This window comes from Paraburkholderia sp. (genome assembly GCF_028283785.1).
GTDB lineage: Bacteria > Pseudomonadota > Gammaproteobacteria > Burkholderiales > Burkholderiaceae > Paraburkholderia.
In genome coordinates this window covers 21131-38937 of the sequence record NZ_JAPWKB010000013.1, presented here as the reverse complement: position 1 = coordinate 38937, position 17807 = coordinate 21131, and the positions used below count along the sequence as shown (strand labels likewise).

Genomic DNA, 17807 nt, shown 5'->3' with positions numbered 1-17807 from the left:
TTTCCGCTGCGATTCATGCGTGCATGCGTTGCCATGCACGCATGCGAAAAACGCATGGATCAACGTAGATCGGGAAAATCCTCTTCCCAGTACTCGCCGGGCAGGCGCGCCGGTTCCGCGTCGCGGCTTTCCTCGCGACGCCGCAATTCGACACGGCGGATTTTTCCGGAAATGGTTTTGGGCAGATCGCTGAATTGCAGACGGCGAATCCGCTTGTACGGCGCGAGCTTGTCGCGGGAAAAACGAAACACGCTGCGCGCCAGCTCGGGACCGGCTTCGTAGCCGTTGCGCACCGTGACGAACGCTTTGGGCACGGACAAACGCAGCGCATCCGCACTCGGCACGACGGCGGCTTCGGCAATCGCTTCATGCTCGATCAGCACGCTCTCCAGCTCGAACGGGCTCAATCGATAATCGGACGACTTGAACACGTCGTCCGCGCGACCGACGTAGACGAAGTAGCCGTCATCGCGACGCATCGCCACATCCGAGGTGCGGTAATAGCCGTTGCGCATCGCATACGCGCTGGCATCCGCGTTGTTCGCGTAGCCGGTCATCAGGCCGAGCGGCCGGTGCGCAAGCGACAACGCGATCTCGCCTTCTTCCACGGGCTGATCGTCGGCGTCGACCAGTTCGATCGTGTAGCCGGGCAACGGCCGGCCCATCGAGCCCGGCACGACCGGCTGCCCCGGCGAATTGCCGATCTGGCAGGTGGTTTCGGTTTGTCCGTAGCCGTCGCGAATCGTAATATTCCACGCATGCCGCACGCGCTCGATGATCTCCGGATTCAGCGGTTCGCCCGCACCGACGATCTCACGCAGCTTCACCGGATACTCGGCGAGCGGTTCCTGGACAAGCATTCGCCAGACCGTCGGTGGCGCGCATAAAGTCGTTACGTTGAAGCGGATCAGCACGTCGAGCGTGTCTTTCGGCACGAAGCGCGCGAAGTTGAAAACGAACACGCATGCTTGCGCATTCCACGGCGCGTAGAAGCAGCTCCATGCGTGCTTCGCCCAGCCGGGCGAACTGATGTTCCAGTGAATATCGCCGGGTTTCAGGCCGATCCAGTACATCGTGGACAGATGCCCGACCGGATAGCTCTGATGCGTGTGCTCGACGAGCTTGGGTTTGGACGTGGTGCCGGACGTGAAATACAGCAGCAGCGGATCGGTGGCGCGGGTCGGAGCGTCGGGCGTGAAATCGGGCGACGCATCGTACGCGTCCGCAATGTCGAGCCACCCTTCGCGCGGCGCGCCGACCGAGATTCGCGTCAACGGAATATCGAGCGTGTCGAATTTCGCCGTCTCCACGCTATCGACGATCACGACATTCGCGCCGCCGATCTGCACACGATCGCGCACGTCGTCAGCGGACAGCTGGGTGGTGGCGGGCAACACGACCGCGCCGAGTTTCATCGCGGCGAGCATCACGTCCCACAGTTCGACGCGATTCGGCAGCATCAGCAACAGCCGGTCGCCACGTGCGACGCCTGCGCCGCGCAGGAAATTCGCCATGCGCGCCGAGCGCTCGCTCATCTGCGCATACGACAGCTTCAGTCCGGGCGAGTCGGGCGCATCGACGATCCAGAGCGCGGGCGCGTCGTTGCGTTGCGCAATCACGTCGAAGTAATCGAGCGCCCAGTTGAACTGATCGAGCGCCGGCCACGCAAACTCGCGATACGCGCGCTCGTAATCGGTGCGATGGCGCAATAGCAGATCGCGCGCGTCGAAAAAGCTTTTCGCTGCAGTCATCGTCTCGTCTCCATGTCGGCGCGTGTCGCGCGCTGCTGGTGATGACGTCGCGTGTCTCGCGCCGTGTGTCGCGGCGCTTCGTTGCGGCGTCTCTTTACCGCTTTTTATTTTGCGCTCAAACGTGCCGCGCGATCAGCATTCTCTGGATTTCGCTGGTGCCTTCGTAAATCTGCGTGATGCGTGCATCGCGGTAATGCCGCTCTACCGCGTAGTCCTGAAGATAACCGTAACCGCCGTGAATCTGGATCGCATTCGAGCACACTTCTTCGGCGAGTTCCGATGCGAACAGCTTCGCCTGCGACGCCTCGGACAGACACGCCTTGTCCGCGCTGCGCAACTTCGCCGCGTGATGGATCAGCAAACGCGCGGCGTTGATCCGCGTGGCCATATCCGCGAGCATGTTCGCAACCGATTGATGCTCGCGCAACGGTTTGCCGAACTGCACACGTTCGCTCGCATACTGACGCGCCGCGTCGAACGCCGCGCGCGCGATACCCAACGCCTGCGCCGCGATGCCGATGCGCCCGCCTTCCAGATTCGACAGCGCGATCCGCAAGCCTTCGCCGCGTGCGCCGAGCAGATTCGCTTCGGGAATCGCACACTCGTCGAAGGTGATCGGACAGGTATCGGACGCGCGGATGCCCATCTTGTGCTCGGGCGGCCCGACATTGAATCCGGGCGTATCCGTAGGGACGATAAAAGCCGAGATGCCGCGCTTGCCGAGATCCGGGTCGGTCACCGCGAACACGATCGCGATATTCGCGCGCGCGCCGTTCGTCACGAACTGTTTGCTGCCGTTGATCACCCATTTGCCGTCGCGCAGTTCGGCGCGGGTGCGCAGGTTGTTCGCCTCCGATCCTGCTTGCGGCTCGGTCAGGCAAAACGCGCCAATGGTCTTGCCCGCGGCGAGATCGTGCAGGTAGCGGTCTTTCTGCTCGGGCGTGCCGTATTTGAGGATCGGCCCGCAGCCGACCGAGTTGTGCACGCTCATCAAGGTCGCGCACGACGCGCAACCGGCGGCGATTTCCTCCAGCGCGAGCGCGTAGGCGACGTAATCGGTGTAGGAACCGCCCCATTCCGCGGGCACGATCATGCCGAGAAAGCCGAGTTCGCCGAGTTGCCTGACGACCTCGGCGGGAAGTTGCGCGTCTTTGTCCCACTGACCGGCATGCGGCGCGAGCTGTTCGGTGGAGAAGTCGCGCGCGGCGTCGCGGATCATCCGTTGGTCGTCTGTGTAGAAGTCGTCCATCTGCGTGCCTCGTTGTGCCGTTGCGAGTGGCTCGCGCGTTGCGAGCGGGTGCGTGGGTTCGAGTTTAGGCAAGCCGCGACGTGGCTAGAATGCTCAGGCCGATCAATCTCAATGAGCTTATTTGCCATAGAATCGACCAATCGCTTGATAGACGGCACTCGGGTGCGGTTTGTCGAGCTGCGAATTGCGGTAAACACTGAGCGCGTTTGCCACGACAGGCGCATCGCCGTCGCGCGACCGCGCTAACCAGGGAAATTCAGCGAATGTCTTCCACGCGCGGCACCATCTCCATCTCGCTGGTCGAAGAAACGCTCGCGCTGGCCGCCGGGCGCGGTCTCGACGTGGCGCCGCTGATCGACGCGACCGGCATCGCGGCCGCGCTCGCCGCGTCGCCCGACAGCCGCGTCAGCTCGGCGCAGTACGGCGCGCTGTGGGCAGGAATTGCCCGGGCGCTGGACGACGAGTTTTTCGGCCAGGATTCGCATCCGATGCGCAGCGGCAGCTTCATCGCGATGACGCGCGCCGCGCTGACCGCGCGCACCGGCGCGCAGGCGCTCGCGCGCGCGGTCGGTTTCATGCGGCTCGTGCTCGACGACCTGTCCGCGCAGATCGCGCCGCAACGCGACCGCGTGCGGATCACGTTCGCGCATCGCGACGGCACGCCGTTGCCCACGATGTTCGCGTATGCCACTTATTTCATCCTGGTCTACGGCCTTGTCTGCTGGCTGGTCGGACGACGTATTCCGCTGATCGAGGCGCGTTTTCGCTGTGCCGCGCCGCCCGCCGCGCATGAATACCGGTTGATGTTTTGCGACGATATGGCATTCGGCCACGAAGAATCGTATGTCGATCTGTCGCCCGCATTTCTGGAGTTGCCGGTGATTGAGACAAGCCGCTCCGTGAAGGCGTTTTTGCGGCATGCGCCGGGCAATTTCGTCGTCAAATATCGCAATCCGGGCTCGCTGGCCGCGCAGGTTCGCAAGACGCTGCGCGGCTTGCCGATGGCCGCGTGGCCCGCCGCCGATCAGATAGCGGAACAGCTTCATCTCGCGCAGGCCACGATGCGGCGGCGCCTGAAGCAGGAAGGCTTCACGTATCAGTCGATCAAGGACGACTTGCGCCGCGACATCGCCATCGACGAACTGGAGCACGGCACGAAAACGCTGGCGGAAATCGCCGCGCAAGTCGGCTTCGCGGAACCAAGCGCGTTCCATCGTGCGTTTCGCAAATGGACCGGCGTGCGGCCGGGCGACTACCGGCTGGCGCACGCGCGCCCGGGGATTTAACGCGTCCGAGGCCGCCCCGCGGCCGTTGCGCGCCGACCGCCGCCGGCCGAAAAGGTCGTCTATTGCGCAAATCGCAACAATTTTGCGAGGGCCGCAACAAACCGTTGTAGATATATACCTATCAAAATAGCGCGGCAATTCCTAAAATATAGGGGTTTTCCAGTAGTTACTTCAGAAGCTTTCGCCACAGGAGCCCCGCCATGAAAGTTGCATATCGCGTTGTTCTGGGTGCCCTCGTCGGCGCCTGCTGTTTAACTTCCGCGTTTGCGCAAAGCACCGCGCAGCCTTACGACTCGTCCGCGCCGAAGACGCGCGCTCAAGTGAAAGCCGATCTCGTCGAATGGCGTAAGGCAGGCTACGATCCGCTCGACTGGATCGACTATCCGGAAAATGCGCAGCGCGCCGGCCGCATCGTCGCCGCACAGCGGATGCAAGGCGTCGTCCAGCAGTAATTGCACGCAGTGTGCGATTCGTCGCATGGTGTCCTAGTCTGACGCCGCCCTCCGGCGCGCACTCGCGCCGGACGCGGTAGCCGCCGCAACGGTGGCAGGCGTCGCTTTGCCCGTTTTTACGCAACTCCGCGTTTTGCGTTCCGGCATCTCCCAAAGCCACCGCATCTTTCGCTTTCGTGCGACCAACACCGGCTTTCAACCTCGAAAGCACGCCTTTCCCTCGCTTTTCTTTCCAGCTTACGAAATTCGCTTGCCGCACCGCCGCGCGCGCTGGCAAGGTATCATCTCGCCCCTTCGATACCGGAAGCCGCAACAATGCAAATCTGGGTAGACGCCGACGCCTGTCCGGTCGTGGTGAAGGACATGCTGTACCGCGCGGCTCGGCGCACCGGCATCGCGGTGACGCTGGTCGCGAACCAGTTCCTGCGCGTGCCGCCGTCGCCGCTGATCCGCGCGATCCAGGTGCCCGCCGGCGCCGATGTCGCCGACGCGCTGATCGCCGAACGCGTGGTCGCGGGCGACCTCGTCATCACCGCCGACATCCCGCTGGCCGCCGCCGTGCTCGAAAAGCACGCGCACGCGCTCGACCCGCGCGGCAACTGGTACAGCCCCGGCACGATCGAGGAACGTCTGCGCATGCGCGCGATGCTCGACCAGTTGCGCGGCAGCGGCGTCGATACCGGCGGTCCAGACCCGTTCAGCCAGCGCGACACCAAAGTGTTCGCCGGCGAACTCGATCGCTTTCTGGCTCGCCAGCCGCGTCCGGCCGGATAGTCATCGGACACACGCACACCCGTCACACCGATTCACTACAACAAAGCAACTCAAGAACGTCGAGAGACTCCATGAAAGCCCTGACCCGTTATTTCGGCTTCGATGAAGCCGGCACCACGCTACGCACCGAAGTGCTTGCCGGCCTCACCACTTTCCTGACGATGGCCTACATCATCTTCGTCAACCCCGCGATTCTCGGCGACGCCGGCATGCCGAAAGAATCGGTGTTCGTGGCGACCTGCCTCGTCGCGGCGCTGGCGTCGCTGATCATGGGCCTCTACGCGAACTATCCGATCGCGTGCGCGCCGGGCATGGGCCTGAACGCGTATTTCGCGTACACGGTCGTCAAGGGAATGGGCTTTACGTGGCAAGCCGCGCTCGGCGCCGTGTTCATTTCCGGCTGCCTGTTCATGCTCGTGACGCTGTTCCGCGTGCGCGAAGTGATCGTCAACGGCATTCCGCATTCGATCCGCATCGCAATCACCGGCGGTATCGGGCTATTCCTGGCGATCATCTCGCTGAAGACCGCGGGCATCGTGGTCGGCAATCCGGCTACGCTCGTCACGCTCGGCAATCTGCACGACCCGCACGTGATTCTCGCGATCATCGGTTTCTTCGCGATCGTCACGCTCGACTGCCTGCGCGTGCGCGGCGCGATCCTGATCGGCATCGTCGGCGTGACGGTGCTGAGCTTTTTCTTCGGCGGCAACCAGTTTCACGGCATCGTGTCCGCACCGCCGTCGATTTCGCCGACACTGTTCCAACTCGACATCAAGGGCGCACTGTCGAGCGGCATTCTGAACGTCGTGCTGGTGTTTTTCCTCGTCGAACTGTTCGACGCGACCGGCACGCTGATGGGTGTCGCCAATCGCGCCGGCTTGCTGGTCGAAGGCAAGCTGCATCGCCTGAATCGCGCGTTGCTGGCCGACAGCACCGCGATTCTCGCGGGCTCGATGCTCGGCACGTCGTCGACGACGGCGTTTATCGAAAGCGCGTCGGGCGTGCAGGCGGGCGGCCGCACCGGCGTGACCGCCGTGACGGTTGCGGTGCTGTTTCTCGCGGCGCTGTTCTTCGCGCCGCTGGCCGGCGTGGTGCCGGGTTACGCAACCGCGCCCGCGCTGCTGTATGTCTCGTGCCTGATGCTGCGCGAAATGGTCGATCTGCCGTGGGACGACGCGACGGAAGTCGTGCCGGCCGCGCTGACCGCGCTGCTGATGCCGTTCACGTACTCGATTGCGAACGGCGTCGCGTTCGGCTTTATCTCGTATGCCGGACTGAAGCTGCTGACCGGCCGCGCGCGCCAGGTGAAACTGGTGGTCTGGATCATCGCGGCGGTCTTCCTGTTCCGTTATTTCTATCTCGGCGCGGACTAAAACCGCCGCTGTCCGGACGACGCAGCGCAAGTCTGCGTCGAGCTCCTGCTTTCGACGTCACCGGATTTCGCACGGCGTCGCGCTCGCGCGGAAAATAGTGGCATAGCCCACGCCGCGCGCGCTGCGCGGCGCTTATCATCCGATCAATGACGCCACCCCGGCGTCATCCGATCGATGCTTCGCCCACCCGGAGTTCCCGTATGTCCATGAGCCGCGCACCGGAACGTTATTCGAAGCCTGCCGTGTTCTTCCATTGGGTCGTGGTCGTTCTGATCGCGCTCGCGTATCTGGCAATCGAGATTCGCGGCCCGAAAGGCACCGACAGCCGGACGTTCTGGACCGCGATCCACTTCTGGGCGGGGACGCTGGTGCTGTCGCTGGCGGTTCTGCGGCTGGTGTGGCGCTTATGGGCGGGCGCCCCCGCCGACGTGCCCGGCGCGCCGGTGCTGAAGTTTCTCGCGCGCGTCGTGCATCTGGCGTTGTACGTGTTTATCTTCGCGCAACCCTTGCTCGGCATTCTGATGGTCAATACCGGCGGGCATCCGGTGACGCTCGCGTGGCTGAATCTGAACGTGACGCTGGTCGGCGCGGACGCGATTGCGCGGCCGTTGCTGAAAACGGCGCACGTGTGGATAGGCAATGCGTTCTATTGGGTGATCGGGCTGCACGCGCTGGCCGCGATCGGCCATCACGTGATATTCCAGGACAAAACCTTGCGACGGATGATCTGAATCGCGGGACGAGCGACGCCCGACCACGCGCCGCCGGCGTCTGCCGCGGCATCCGTAGCCGGTTGTGTTCCGTCAGATCAATTGCGTCCGCTCAGTTGCGCCAGTTCGCCTCGTAAAAGCGCACATAGCCGCTGCGCAACACCAGGCATTGCGCGCGCGTTTCCGACAGCAGCCTGCGGGTCGCGGCTTCGATCCGCTCACGATGCGCATCGAACGCATCGACCATGTCTTCGAGACGCGGCGATGCCGCGCCGTAATGGTCCTCGAGCGCCTCGGCGGTGATCATGCATTCCACCCTCTCTCCATCCACGAGCGCCGGAAAAGCCAGCGTCAGTTCGTACTCCGAGTACGCAGGAGTTTCGTTCGGGAAATTGATCTGCATGGGATTCGCCTTCAGTGGACCCGTGGTAGAGGCCGCGCGTGCCTGATGTGAACTTGCCTCCGGTGTTATCGCAGGCGCGGGCTGGTTCAGCGACGAACGCATATTGCGTTGCGCACCGCTGAATTTATTCACTTTAGACGAGTTGCAGCGCGCCGCAAGTTTTCCTCGCGCGCGCGATGAATTACGATCCGGATCATGGACACATCACCTTCCAGTTTCACCGTTCGCGTCGAACCGCTGGGTCGCAGCTTCGACGCGCCGGATTCGCTGACGATCCTCGAAGCGGCCGGTTTCGCGAATCTGCGGCTGCCGCGTTCGTGCCGTAACGGCACGTGCCGCACCTGTCTGTGCAAGATGGTCAGCGGCGAGGTGAAATATACGATCGAATGGCCGGGACTCACGCGCGAGGAAAAGGCCGAAGGCCTGATCCTGCCGTGCGTGGCGATTGCGCAGGCCGATCTGGTGCTCGACGTGCCCGACGCGGTTGAAATCTAGCGGATGGGCCGGCCGAAGTGGTTTAGCGGTTTAGCCGATCGCGGCGAAGCGCGGTTGCTTGACGCCGTTCACGTCGATTTCCTCGAAAAACACTGTCGACGGACGGGTCCAGATCGAGCCGTTCGCCGCACGATAGACGATCATCGTGATATCCGGATCGGATTCCAGTGTCGCTTCGCAGATAAATTCGTAAATGCCGCCCTTGTAATGCCGGTATTGCACGTTGATTGTCCTTTTTAATATGTCGGTTAAATGATCTGGTTGATGCGCGCGGTTTGAATCCGTGATTCAGCCGTGCTCTTTCATCTGTTTCAGATGTTTATAAACGGTCGCACGGCCCATAGTCAAAACCGCCGCGACATAATTGGCCGAACTCTTGCCGCGAAACGCGCCTTCCGCATGCAGCGCCTCGACGATCTCCCGCTTGTGTTCGCGTGTCAGCGAATTCAGGCCGATCTGGCGCTCGCGCAACCAACCGTGCAGAAACGTGTTGATCCGGTCCTGCCAGTCGTCTCGAAAGAGTTCTTCCGGCTTTGTGCCAATCCCCGTTCCTTTGATAAAAAGATCGAGTGTGGTGCGCACGTCGTCGAATACGGCAATATTGAAGTTAATGCACATCATGCCGGCCGCTTTGCCGGCGTCGTCGAATAACACATTGCTGACGCAACGCATCCGGCGACCGTCCCAATTGAGTTTTTCGTAAGGTCCGATCACGCGTTCGTCGGCGGACGCGTCGATTTCTTCGAGAGCGGAATCGTCACCGATCTCACGTTTCGACAGATTGTTCGCCAGATACACCACGGTCTGGTCATGCAAATCGTGGATCACCACTTCCGCGTACGGGAAAAACAGCGCGGCAATGCCATCCGCGATCGGCGCGTAGCGATCGAGCAGCAAATCGGTGACGGGGGAAGCTTTTTTCTTGCGCATCGGGGATTCGCAACACCTTGGAGAAACCGTCACGCGCCGCCTTTCCGGACGGCAACGCGCGATGGCGTAAGTTCAGCGGCTCGCGCGGCCGGCGCGCCCACTTTCAGCGGGGCCGGACCGCAGCCGAGTTCGCATCCTTCCATCGGGCGAATCGGCGGTCAAGAAAAACACGGGCCGCCGACGCAAAACCCGCGCGAACGGGAGCACATCAGTGTAAGCCGCAGTGCGCACCCGACGACGGCGCACGTGGGTCGCTAAGCCGCACTGGCGCGAGACCGTCGGTGTTTTCCAACACCGAATTTTGGCGCGTGGCACACGATTTTTTGACATGCGATAACGGACGCTCTACCCCACGGAGCTACGAATGGCCACGCTCGAAGCATTGCGTGCCGTGCTTGACGACGAAGGCACGCCCGAAATCATCCGCAATCACATCATCGACTCGTTGCAGTACACGCTGCGCAATCACGGCCAGATTTTTACGTCGAAGGAAGTCGAATGGCTTGCGTCGTGGGATGACGCCCGCATTCCGCTCGCGGCGTCGCGCGAACTGAAGAAGCGCGTCGCGGAAGTGACGCGGTAACGCGCACTAGCGTTTTAACACGCACGCGCGTGACGCGACGGCTGGCGCTTGGGCTTCGTGTGCCCGCGTGACCGGCAAAACCGCCCAGCATCTCATCCGGTGCCCGGCGATTGGCGATCGCGTCCAAACCGTCGTCGAACCCGCTGTCAGCGCCTTTGTGCGCCCGTGTTCGGCCTTCACGGGCGATATCCTGGCTGTCTCGCTATTACGCGTTGTTGCTCGTCAGGCAACGCGCCGTTGGCACTTTCCGCTATCCAAAAAGTCCCATTTAGTGCATCATATTGGAATAGCTGTTCCCCGCATCTGTGCATTTGCAGTATCGGCAGCATCAATCGGTTCTCCGCACCGCCCCCGACTGTTCGACCACCGCTTGCCGGCGGTCCCGTCACCCCGGCAATGCGCCGTGCGCATTCGCCGTCGCGAGTAGTGCATTTGCATGCGTACGGTGTCCGCGCGACATCAGCGTGTTTTTCTTCTCCAATCACTCCGCGACTTTGCGCGGCTGCGCTTTGGCCTCGAAATCGGCCTGCGCCAATCTTTTTCCGTGACGGTGCGCCCCACAGGTGCTGCGCCGCCGGGTCTGCCGCACCACGCGTCGATCGCGAGGTGCGGCGGTTCGCATTACAGGACGTGTACATGATTCCAGTTGTCAAGACCTATAAGGGCTTCGAGATTCACCCGCTCGTTTATCCGCGCCGCCCGGCGGACGGTACGACGGGCCGCAACGCAGACGCAGGCTATGACGCATCCGTGCGTATCTGCCGCGTTGGCGCAAACCCTGCTGCCGATGGCCGCGTGTTTCGCCTACAGTACTTTTTACCGTTCGACGGCACCGGCAAGGCGCGCATCGCCTGCATGGCGCACGCAGAACAACTGATCGACGGCCGCGTTGAAGGCCAGTCGGTCGCCGATCTTTAATGGCTTGATCCCATCGACCAGGAGTTATGCATGGCGAAAGAAGAACTGCTTGAACTAGACGGTATCGTCGACGAAGTTTTGCCGGACAGCCGCTACCGCGTGACGCTCGATAACGGCGTCGTGGTTGGCGCGTATGCGTCGGGCCGTATGCGTAAGAATCACATCCGTATTCTGGCGGGCGACCGTGTGACGCTCGAACTGTCGGTCTATGACCTGACCAAAGGACGGATCAACTTCCGTCACAAGGACGAGCGCGCTTCCGGTGGTGGCGGCGCACGCAACAATTCGCAATTCCGTCGCCGTTAAAACGGCGATGTGGCGCAGGCCGTCGGAGGTATGACGGAAGCGCCTGGCGGGCTTGAACGCTCCGTTTTCTGTTCGCCGCATCCATCCGCGGGCGCTTTTCTGGCGCTCGTGCGTTGTTGCATCTGCTGTCGCACGATTGCGCGCAGGTGCCCGGTCCCGGTGCCGGGACTCTCTCGCTCGATCCCCCGTCCATCTCGCGCCAGCCGGTCGTCTACGCTGGCGCCGGGGGCATGTGGGCCTCCTTCTCCTGCAGATGGAACTTGCGTAACCCCTGCCCCGGTGCGTACACCGCTCCCACATTTCCGATCTGCGCGACGCATTCGCGCAATCCACGCATGAGCTGTGCGCATGGATCCACCCATGCGCGTCGCGCATACGAGAAAAAAGCCCGCAAATTGCGGGCTTTTTTCATTCCGGCGACGCTGTTCGGCGTCACTTTGCGTCGCTTCAGAAATTGAAGTTGTCGATATTGCTCGAATCGAAGGTGGTCGGCGGTCCGAGAATGACTTCGCCCTTCGGACCGATCGTCCGTTTGCCGAGCTTGCCCGCCTCGAACGACTCGCCTTCCTTGCCCGTGATCGTGCCCGACGCGAGGTTCGCCGCTGCGTACGCCGCGAGGTAGCCGAGTTGACCCGGATCCCACAACTGGAACGCCTTGACGGTGCCGTTCTTCACGAACGCACGCATCTGGTTCGGCGTGCCGAGCCCCGTCACCGCGACCTTGCCCTTGCTCGACGAGGTCGAGATATAGCGCGCCGCCGCAGCGATGCCCACAGATGTAGGCGCAACGATCGCCTTCAGGTTCGGATAGGCCTGCAACAAGCCCTGCGTCTCGACGAACGACTTTTGATCGTCATCGTTGCCGTACGCGATTTTCACGAGCTTCATCTTCGAATACTCGGGCTTTTTCAACTCTTCCTGCATCCACTTGATCCACGTGTTCTGATTGGTCGCGTTCGGCGTCGCGGACAGGATCGCGAATTCGCCTTCGCCGCCGATCAGCTTCGACACGAGCTGAATCTGGCCACGCCCGATGCTCTCCGCATCCGCCTGATTCACGAACAGTTGACGGCCATCCGGCGCGGTATCGGAGTCGAACGTGACGACCTTGATGCCTTGCGCCATCGCCTTCTTCAGATACGGCACCAGCGCGTTCGCATCGTTCGCGGCAATCACGATCGCGTCCTGCCGCTGCGTGGTCAGCGTGTTGATGTATTGCACCTGTGACGATGCGCCCGCATCCGACGGACCGACAACCTTGCCGACGCCGCCGAAGTCCTTGATCGCGGCCATGCCGCCGTTATCGGCGATCACTTCGTACGGGTTGTTGATCTGCTTCGGCACGAACGCGACTTTCAGGCCGCTCTTGATGTCCGCGGCACTGGCCAGCGCGCTTGCGCCGAGCAGTGCGGCGCACAGCGTCAGCGTGCCCACGCGCCTCAAAGGTTTGAACATGACGTGTCTCCTTGCTTGTATTAGGACGATCGAGCGTCCGGGTGTGTTGACTGGAACGTCTATGAAACAGGCGAAATCATGCGGACTTCGCGATAAACCGCCGGTCGCGCATCGCGCGATATCGCGCGACCAGATTCGGAATCAGCACCGACGCGAGCAGCAACACGCCGGTCACGATGGTCAGCGTTTCGCTCGATACGTCGTCGAGCGTCAGCGCATTTTTCAGCACGCCGATAATCAGCAGCGACAGCAACACGCCGATCATCGAACCGCGTCCGCCGAAGATGCTCACACCGCCAAACAGCACGGCTGCGATCACCGACAACTCGAAGCCCTCGCCGTTGTCGCCGCGAGCACTGGTGAAGCGCAGCGTATAGATGATGCCGCCGATCGCGCTCATCAGTCCCGACAGCACGAACAGCCGCAAACGGATCTTCGCGACTTCGATGCCCGAGAACGCCGCCGCGGTCGGATTCGCGCCGATCGCATACAGGCTGCGGCCGAACGCGGTGGCTTGCAGCAGCACCACGAACAGCACCGCGAACACGATCACGATCACGAACGGCAACGGAAGGAAAGTCGAGCCGAGCGTGTCCATGCCGAATGCGGTGTACGCGGGCGGAAAATCCGCGACCGCCTGATCGCCGAGCAGCACATAAGCCAGCCCGCGAAACAGCGCCAGCGTGCCGATCGTCACCGCGAGCGAGGGCAGGTTCAGCTTGACGATCACCAGCCCGTTCAGCAGCCCCGCAAACGCGCCGGCAGCCATCACCAGCACGATCACGAGCGGCATCGGCAAGCCCATGTGCCACAACACGCCCATCAACGCGCTCGACGCGCCGAGCACCGATGCCACCGACAAATCGATTTCAGCCGCAACGATGATCAATGTCATCGGCAGTGCCATCAACGCGATTTCGGTCAGATCGGCGAGGACGTTGCTGAGATTCGCGCCGGTCAGAAACACCGGCGACAGCCAGCGCCCCAGACCGAGTGCGAGGATCAGCACGATCACCAGCAGCACTTCCCATTGCAACGGGGTTTCGCGTTTGCGCGTCAACAGCGCGGAATCGGGTTTAGCCATGATCGCGTTTCCTTATCATGCGTTTGGCGACGGAACGGGCGAGCAGCGTGTCGGCGGCAATTGCCGCGACGATCAGCGCGCCTTGAATCGCCTGTTCCCAGAAGGGCGAGACGTGCAGCACGACCAGCGCGATGCTGATCACGCCGAGCACCAGCGCACCGAGTGTCGCGCCGAGAATCGTGCCGACGCCGCCCGTAATCGCGACGCTGCCGACCACCGCCGCCGCCACGACCTGAAGCTCGATGCCCTTCGCGGTGCTGGCATCCACGGTGCCGAAGCGCGCAAGCCACAACGCTCCAGCAAAGCCCGCGATCGCGCCCGACAACAGAAAGCCCGCCATCACGCGACGCTCGACGTTCACGCCCGCAAGACGGGCCGCTTCCGGGTTCGATCCAATCGCGTAATGCTCACGTCCGCCGCGGAACTGCTTCAGGTAGATCGCAAGTCCGGTCAGCACGACGACCGCGATCAACGCGAGCGCCGGAATCCCGAACAGCGAGCCCGAACCGAGTCGCGAAAACGCATCGGGCAAGCTCGTCGCGTTGATCTGTCCGCCGTGAACCCACGCGTAATCCGCGCCGCGAAAGATGTACAACGTGGACAGCGTGGCGACCAGCGACGGCACCCGCCCTACTGCGACCAGCACCGCGTTGATACCGCCCGCCACGAGCCCGATTCCGATGCCCGCCAGCAGCGCGACGATCACCGGCATCTGCGGAAATGCGACATACAGACTGCCGACCGCGTACGCGCTGATCCCGACCGTCGAACCGATCGACAGATCGATATGGCGCATCAGGATCACGACCGTCATACCCGCCGTCAGCAGACCGATGATCGACACGTTGAGCAGCACGTCGCGCAGATTCTGCAGATTCAGAAACTGCGGCTTCGCGAGTCCCGTTCCGGCCACCAGCAGGATCAGCACCAGAAATAAGGTAGTTTCGCGGCTTTTGGCGAGTACGCCGAACACGCCGCCGGGCATCGGGTCCTGGCGTTTGACAGGCGCCGGTTTCAGCGGCGCGCGCGGCGGCGAATGAGTCGTAGTGTGGCGCATCATGCGGCGTGCCCCAGTGGAGTAATCGATTGTCCGAGCGCGGCGCTCATGATCCGCTCTTCGTTGGCTTCGCTGCGCGCGATGTCGGCGCTGATCCGCCCTTCGTGCATCACCAGCACACGGTCGGCCATGCCTAGCACTTCCGGCATCTCGCTCGAAATCATCAGCACGGCCATGCCTTGCGTAACCAGTTCGGCAAGCGCGCTGTAAACCTCGGCTTTCGCGCCGACGTCGATGCCGCGCGTCGGCTCGTCGATGATCAACACGTTCGGCCCGGTTGCGAGCCATTTGCCGAGTACGACCTTCTGCTGGTTACCGCCCGACAAGGTGCCGACCGGCGCGGCCGGATCGCCCGCTTTCAGACGCAGCTTTTCGCCCCAATGCCGCGCGAGATCCGTTTCGCTGCGCGTCGAGATCAGCCCGTGGCGCACCAGCCGCCCGAGCACGGTCATCGACGCATTGCGCGCGATGCTCAGCTCCAGCGCCAGCCCCTGCTGCCGACGGTCTTCCGGCACCAGCGCGAGACCGGCGCGCACCGCCGCCGCGGGTTTGCCCGGCTTCAGATGCTTGCCGCTCAAGCGGATTTCCCCGGAATCGAGCGGATCGATGCCGAAAATCGCGCGCGCCACTTCGCTGCGCCCCGCACCGACCAGACCGGCGAGCGCGACGATTTCACCGGCGCGCACGTCGAACGAAATATCCTTGAATACACCGACGCGCGTCAGTCCGCGCACCGACAGCCGCACCTCGCCAGGCGTCACGTTCGCCTTCGGATAGAAGGTCTGAAGGTCGCGCCCGACCATCTTCGCGACGATCGATTCCGTAGTCATGTCGACCGTGGCCGCATCGAATACTTTCGCGCCGTCGCGCATGATCGTCACACGCTGCGTCAACGCGAAGACTTCGTCGAGCCGGTGCGTGATGAAGAGAATCGCGACATCGCGTTCGCGCAGCTTTCGCACGATCGTGAACAGCCGTTCCACTTCGGTCAGCGACAGTGCGGCAGTCGGTTCGTCCATAATCAGCACGTTCGCATTCAGCGATAACGCCTTCGCGATTTCGATCACCTGCTGATCCGCGATCGACAGTCCGCGCACCGGTTGATCCGCGCGCAGATCGACGCCGAGCGACGCGAGCAAACCGTCCACTTCGCGTCGCATTGAATCGTATTGAATGCGCCCGATCCGATCGACCGGCTGACGGCCCATGAAAATGTTTTCGGCGATCGACAAATCGAAGAACAGCGTCGGTTCCTGATAGATCACGGCCAGACCGGCATTGCGTGCATCGGCGGGTGTGGCGAAGCGGCGTGGCACGCCATCCACCAGAAGTTCACCGCCGTCCGGTTGATGGACACCCGCGAGAATTTTCACGAGCGTCGATTTGCCTGCGCCGTTTTCGCCGAGCAACGCGTGAACTTCGCCGGGCCACAGCGCGAGGTCGCCGTCGGACAGGGCGCGAACCCGGCCAAACGATTTGCTCGCGTGGCGCAGTTCGAGCCTGGGTTGGGTTGCTGATTGCTGCACTCCGTGTCTCCTTCGTGTGCTGCTACTTTTATCGCTGTATCTAGCGTGATGACGCGCCGCGTCGACCTACTTCAGATGCGGTAAATACGCTCGGCGTTGCGCCGGAACAGCGCGTCTTTCTCCGCGTCGCTCATATCGGCGACGATCGCCGCATACGCACGCCACACGTCCTCGTAGGTACTGAAAAGCCGGTCCACCGGAAAGTTCGACGCGAACATCGCGCGCTCGACGCCAAATGTATCGATGGTTTCGAGCACGTATGGCCGGATGCTTTCGACACTCCACCGGTGATCGAGCATCCCGAAGCCGCCGATCTTCACCGCCACGTTCGGACAGGCGGCCAGCGTGCGCATGCCGTCGCGCCATGCGCGATAACCGGCGACGCTGTTGCGGTCCACGAACATGCCCGCATGATTCACGATGAATTGCGTATCCGCGTTGGCATGCGCGAGTGCGGCCGCCTCGTCCATCTGTGACGGATACAGTTGCAGATCGAACGACAGATCGTGACGGCGCAACAGCGCGAACTGCTCGCGCCACAACGTATCGCGCATCAGATGACGGCCGATGTAATCGTAGAGCGGGTTGTCATGCACATTGAGAATCTGCCGGACGCCACGCGTATTCGCGAATGCAGCGTGCGCTTCGAGTATCTCCGCCGCATTCGGCGAAGCGAGATCCACCGCGGCGACGATCGCATTCGGCATCCCGCGCGAAGCGGCGTCACCTGCGACACCCTGCAACCAGCGCGTCTCTTCGACCGGATCGACAGGATCGTGATTCGCTTCGACGTGTACGGCTTTCAGCACTTCGATCTCGCCGGCGTCGCGCAGCAGATCGGTAATCAGGTAATCGTGTTTCAGATCGCGCGCATCGCAGACGAACGATACGCCCGGCTCCGCGAGCCACGGATAGTGATGCGTGTTCAGGTCCCACAGATGCATATGTGCGTCAACGACTTGCATGGCGCTTCCTTTGTCCGTTGGTCGTGGCACCGCGCCAGATCAGTCTGGCGACTTCAGATGAAAGACGGGTTCGAGTGCCTGTTGCACCGGCGAATGGTCGGGGACGGTTTGCATGATGTCGGCCATGTAATCCCACCATTTACGCATGATCGCCTGCTGCGGCAGACGGTCCATCGTGTGATCGGCGGTGCGTGTCAGCACGGCGAACAGATGATGCGTGGCGGGATCGAGGAAGATGCGATAGTCGCGCACGCCTGCTTCGTGCAAGGCGTCGGCGAGTTCCGGCCAGATGGCTGCGTGGCGACGCTCGTATTCGTCGCGCATGCCGGGGTTGAGCACCATCCGGAAAGCGATTGTCTCCATTGCGGCCTGTCTCCAACCATGTTTTGGGTGCTCTCTGAGTGGAGCGTGTGAAGCGACTATACTTGCGGAGCCGATAGCAACTCAATCCGTTGTTGGGATTGGGCGATCCAGAAACCGAATCGCGACA

20 protein-coding genes are annotated in these 17807 nt (G+C 62.4%); 9 read left to right on the top strand and 11 right to left on the bottom strand.

The genetic code is table 11. From position 1 onward, the window contains the following. Positions 1 to 59 precede the first annotated feature (59 nt). Both PW947_RS14255 and PW947_RS14250 read right to left on the bottom strand, forming a co-directional pair. Positions 60 to 1751, bottom strand: a complete 1692-nt coding sequence (locus tag PW947_RS14255) for an AMP-binding protein (protein ID WP_299632983.1) — start codon at positions 1749 to 1751, stop codon at positions 60 to 62. 115 nt (positions 1752 to 1866) lie between these two features. Next, entirely contained in the window at positions 1867 to 3000 is a 1134-nt protein-coding gene (locus PW947_RS14250) for an acyl-CoA dehydrogenase family protein (protein ID WP_299632982.1), read from the bottom strand. Between the two features lie 263 nt (positions 3001 to 3263). Here PW947_RS14250 and PW947_RS14245 point away from each other — a divergent pair, with 263 nt between their 5' ends. The 5 genes from PW947_RS14245 (at position 3264) to PW947_RS14225 (ending at position 7616) form a co-directional block, all read left to right on the top strand. Next, positions 3264 to 4286 carry an AraC family transcriptional regulator gene (locus PW947_RS14245; protein WP_299632981.1) on the top strand — a complete coding sequence of 341 codons (1023 nt, stop codon included), beginning with the start codon at positions 3264 to 3266 and terminating at the stop codon, positions 4284 to 4286. Positions 4287 to 4486: 200 nt separating this feature from the next. After that, the gene (locus PW947_RS14240) at positions 4487 to 4738 is read left to right on the top strand and encodes a DUF4148 domain-containing protein (protein ID WP_299632980.1); all 252 of its coding nucleotides are present in this window, start codon (positions 4487 to 4489) and stop codon (positions 4736 to 4738) included. Between the two features lie 315 nt (positions 4739 to 5053). After that, positions 5054 to 5512: a YaiI/YqxD family protein gene (locus tag PW947_RS14235; protein ID WP_299632979.1), complete on the top strand. Its 459-nt coding sequence runs from the start codon at positions 5054 to 5056 to the stop codon at positions 5510 to 5512. A gap of 71 nt (positions 5513 to 5583) precedes the next feature. Further along, positions 5584 to 6885, top strand: a complete 1302-nt coding sequence (locus PW947_RS14230; RefSeq protein WP_299632978.1) for an NCS2 family permease — start codon at positions 5584 to 5586, stop codon at positions 6883 to 6885. 200 nt (positions 6886 to 7085) lie between these two features. Further along, positions 7086 to 7616, top strand: coding sequence for a cytochrome b (locus tag PW947_RS14225; RefSeq protein WP_299632977.1), 531 nt, complete (start codon positions 7086 to 7088; stop codon positions 7614 to 7616). Positions 7617 to 7707: 91 nt separating this feature from the next. Here the strand turns inward: PW947_RS14225 and PW947_RS14220 are convergent, their stop codons facing one another. Continuing rightward, positions 7708 to 7998: a DUF1488 domain-containing protein gene (locus PW947_RS14220; protein WP_299632976.1), complete on the bottom strand. Its 291-nt coding sequence runs from the start codon at positions 7996 to 7998 to the stop codon at positions 7708 to 7710. A gap of 195 nt (positions 7999 to 8193) precedes the next feature. Between PW947_RS14220 and PW947_RS14215 the strand changes: the two genes are divergently transcribed. Beyond that, positions 8194 to 8493 (top strand): 2Fe-2S iron-sulfur cluster-binding protein, encoded by a 300-nt coding sequence (locus PW947_RS14215; RefSeq protein ID WP_299632975.1) that lies wholly within the window; start codon positions 8194 to 8196, stop codon positions 8491 to 8493. 30 nt (positions 8494 to 8523) lie between these two features. On the opposite strand, the gene PW947_RS14210 is transcribed toward PW947_RS14215, so the two are convergent. Further along, positions 8524 to 8721 (bottom strand): DUF1653 domain-containing protein, encoded by a 198-nt coding sequence (locus PW947_RS14210; RefSeq protein ID WP_299633309.1) that lies wholly within the window; start codon positions 8719 to 8721, stop codon positions 8524 to 8526. 60 nt (positions 8722 to 8781) lie between these two features. Then, on the bottom strand, positions 8782 to 9423 hold the full coding sequence (locus PW947_RS14205; RefSeq protein ID WP_299632974.1) for a PAS domain-containing protein: 642 nt from the start codon (positions 9421 to 9423) through the stop codon (positions 8782 to 8784). Positions 9424 to 9787: 364 nt separating this feature from the next. Between PW947_RS14205 and PW947_RS14200 the strand changes: the two genes are divergently transcribed. From PW947_RS14200 to infA, 3 genes are all read left to right on the top strand, one after another. After that, positions 9788 to 10006, top strand: coding sequence for a hypothetical protein (locus PW947_RS14200; RefSeq protein ID WP_299632973.1), 219 nt, complete (start codon positions 9788 to 9790; stop codon positions 10004 to 10006). Positions 10007 to 10642: 636 nt separating this feature from the next. Beyond that, entirely contained in the window at positions 10643 to 10924 is a 282-nt protein-coding gene (locus PW947_RS14195) for a hypothetical protein (protein ID WP_299633308.1), read from the top strand. A gap of 30 nt (positions 10925 to 10954) precedes the next feature. After that, on the top strand, positions 10955 to 11230 hold the full coding sequence (infA, locus tag PW947_RS14190; protein WP_035557988.1) for a translation initiation factor IF-1: 276 nt from the start codon (positions 10955 to 10957) through the stop codon (positions 11228 to 11230). A gap of 447 nt (positions 11231 to 11677) precedes the next feature. Here the strand turns inward: infA and rhaS are convergent, their stop codons facing one another. The 6 genes from rhaS to rhaM form a co-directional block, all read right to left on the bottom strand. After that, the gene (rhaS, locus tag PW947_RS14185; protein ID WP_299632972.1) at positions 11678 to 12685 is read right to left on the bottom strand and encodes a rhamnose ABC transporter substrate-binding protein; all 1008 of its coding nucleotides are present in this window, start codon (positions 12683 to 12685) and stop codon (positions 11678 to 11680) included. A gap of 76 nt (positions 12686 to 12761) precedes the next feature. After that, entirely contained in the window at positions 12762 to 13769 is a 1008-nt protein-coding gene (locus PW947_RS14180; RefSeq protein WP_299632971.1) for an ABC transporter permease, read from the bottom strand. Beyond that, positions 13762 to 14829: an ABC transporter permease gene (locus tag PW947_RS14175; protein ID WP_299632970.1), complete on the bottom strand. Its 1068-nt coding sequence runs from the start codon at positions 14827 to 14829 to the stop codon at positions 13762 to 13764. The genes PW947_RS14180 and PW947_RS14175 overlap by 8 nt, the downstream gene beginning before the upstream one ends. Beyond that, positions 14826 to 16352, bottom strand: coding sequence for a sugar ABC transporter ATP-binding protein (locus PW947_RS14170; protein ID WP_299632969.1), 1527 nt, complete (start codon positions 16350 to 16352; stop codon positions 14826 to 14828). Before PW947_RS14170 ends, PW947_RS14175 begins: the two co-directional genes overlap by 4 nt. 71 nt (positions 16353 to 16423) lie before the next feature. Beyond that, a complete protein-coding gene (locus tag PW947_RS14165) occupies positions 16424 to 17317 on the bottom strand; it encodes an amidohydrolase family protein (protein ID WP_299632968.1) in 894 nt (297 codons plus the stop codon). 39 nt (positions 17318 to 17356) lie between these two features. Then, positions 17357 to 17680 carry an L-rhamnose mutarotase gene (gene rhaM / locus PW947_RS14160; protein WP_299632967.1) on the bottom strand — a complete coding sequence of 108 codons (324 nt, stop codon included), beginning with the start codon at positions 17678 to 17680 and terminating at the stop codon, positions 17357 to 17359. Between the last annotated feature and the right edge of the window lie 127 nt (positions 17681 to 17807).

Coding starts and splice junctions, on each gene's coding strand:
- PW947_RS14255 (WP_299632983.1), bottom strand. CDS start 1,751: ATGACTGCAGCGAAAAGCTTTTTCGACGCGCGCGATCTGCTATTGCGC.
- PW947_RS14250 (WP_299632982.1), bottom strand. CDS start 3,000: ATGGACGACTTCTACACAGACGACCAACGGATGATCCGCGACGCCGCG.
- PW947_RS14245 (WP_299632981.1), top strand. CDS start 3,264: ATGTCTTCCACGCGCGGCACCATCTCCATCTCGCTGGTCGAAGAAACG.
- PW947_RS14240 (WP_299632980.1), top strand. CDS start 4,487: ATGAAAGTTGCATATCGCGTTGTTCTGGGTGCCCTCGTCGGCGCCTGC.
- PW947_RS14235 (WP_299632979.1), top strand. CDS start 5,054: ATGCAAATCTGGGTAGACGCCGACGCCTGTCCGGTCGTGGTGAAGGAC.
- PW947_RS14230 (WP_299632978.1), top strand. CDS start 5,584: ATGAAAGCCCTGACCCGTTATTTCGGCTTCGATGAAGCCGGCACCACG.
- PW947_RS14225 (WP_299632977.1), top strand. CDS start 7,086: ATGTCCATGAGCCGCGCACCGGAACGTTATTCGAAGCCTGCCGTGTTC.
- PW947_RS14220 (WP_299632976.1), bottom strand. CDS start 7,998: ATGCAGATCAATTTCCCGAACGAAACTCCTGCGTACTCGGAGTACGAA.
- PW947_RS14215 (WP_299632975.1), top strand. CDS start 8,194: ATGGACACATCACCTTCCAGTTTCACCGTTCGCGTCGAACCGCTGGGT.
- PW947_RS14205 (WP_299632974.1), bottom strand. CDS start 9,423: ATGCGCAAGAAAAAAGCTTCCCCCGTCACCGATTTGCTGCTCGATCGC.
- PW947_RS14200 (WP_299632973.1), top strand. CDS start 9,788: ATGGCCACGCTCGAAGCATTGCGTGCCGTGCTTGACGACGAAGGCACG.
- PW947_RS14195 (WP_299633308.1), top strand. CDS start 10,643: ATGATTCCAGTTGTCAAGACCTATAAGGGCTTCGAGATTCACCCGCTC.
- infA (WP_035557988.1), top strand. CDS start 10,955: ATGGCGAAAGAAGAACTGCTTGAACTAGACGGTATCGTCGACGAAGTT.
- rhaS (WP_299632972.1), bottom strand. CDS start 12,685: ATGTTCAAACCTTTGAGGCGCGTGGGCACGCTGACGCTGTGCGCCGCA.
- PW947_RS14180 (WP_299632971.1), bottom strand. CDS start 13,769: ATGGCTAAACCCGATTCCGCGCTGTTGACGCGCAAACGCGAAACCCCG.
- PW947_RS14175 (WP_299632970.1), bottom strand. CDS start 14,829: ATGATGCGCCACACTACGACTCATTCGCCGCCGCGCGCGCCGCTGAAA.
- PW947_RS14165 (WP_299632968.1), bottom strand. CDS start 17,317: ATGCAAGTCGTTGACGCACATATGCATCTGTGGGACCTGAACACGCAT.
- rhaM (WP_299632967.1), bottom strand. CDS start 17,680: ATGGAGACAATCGCTTTCCGGATGGTGCTCAACCCCGGCATGCGCGAC.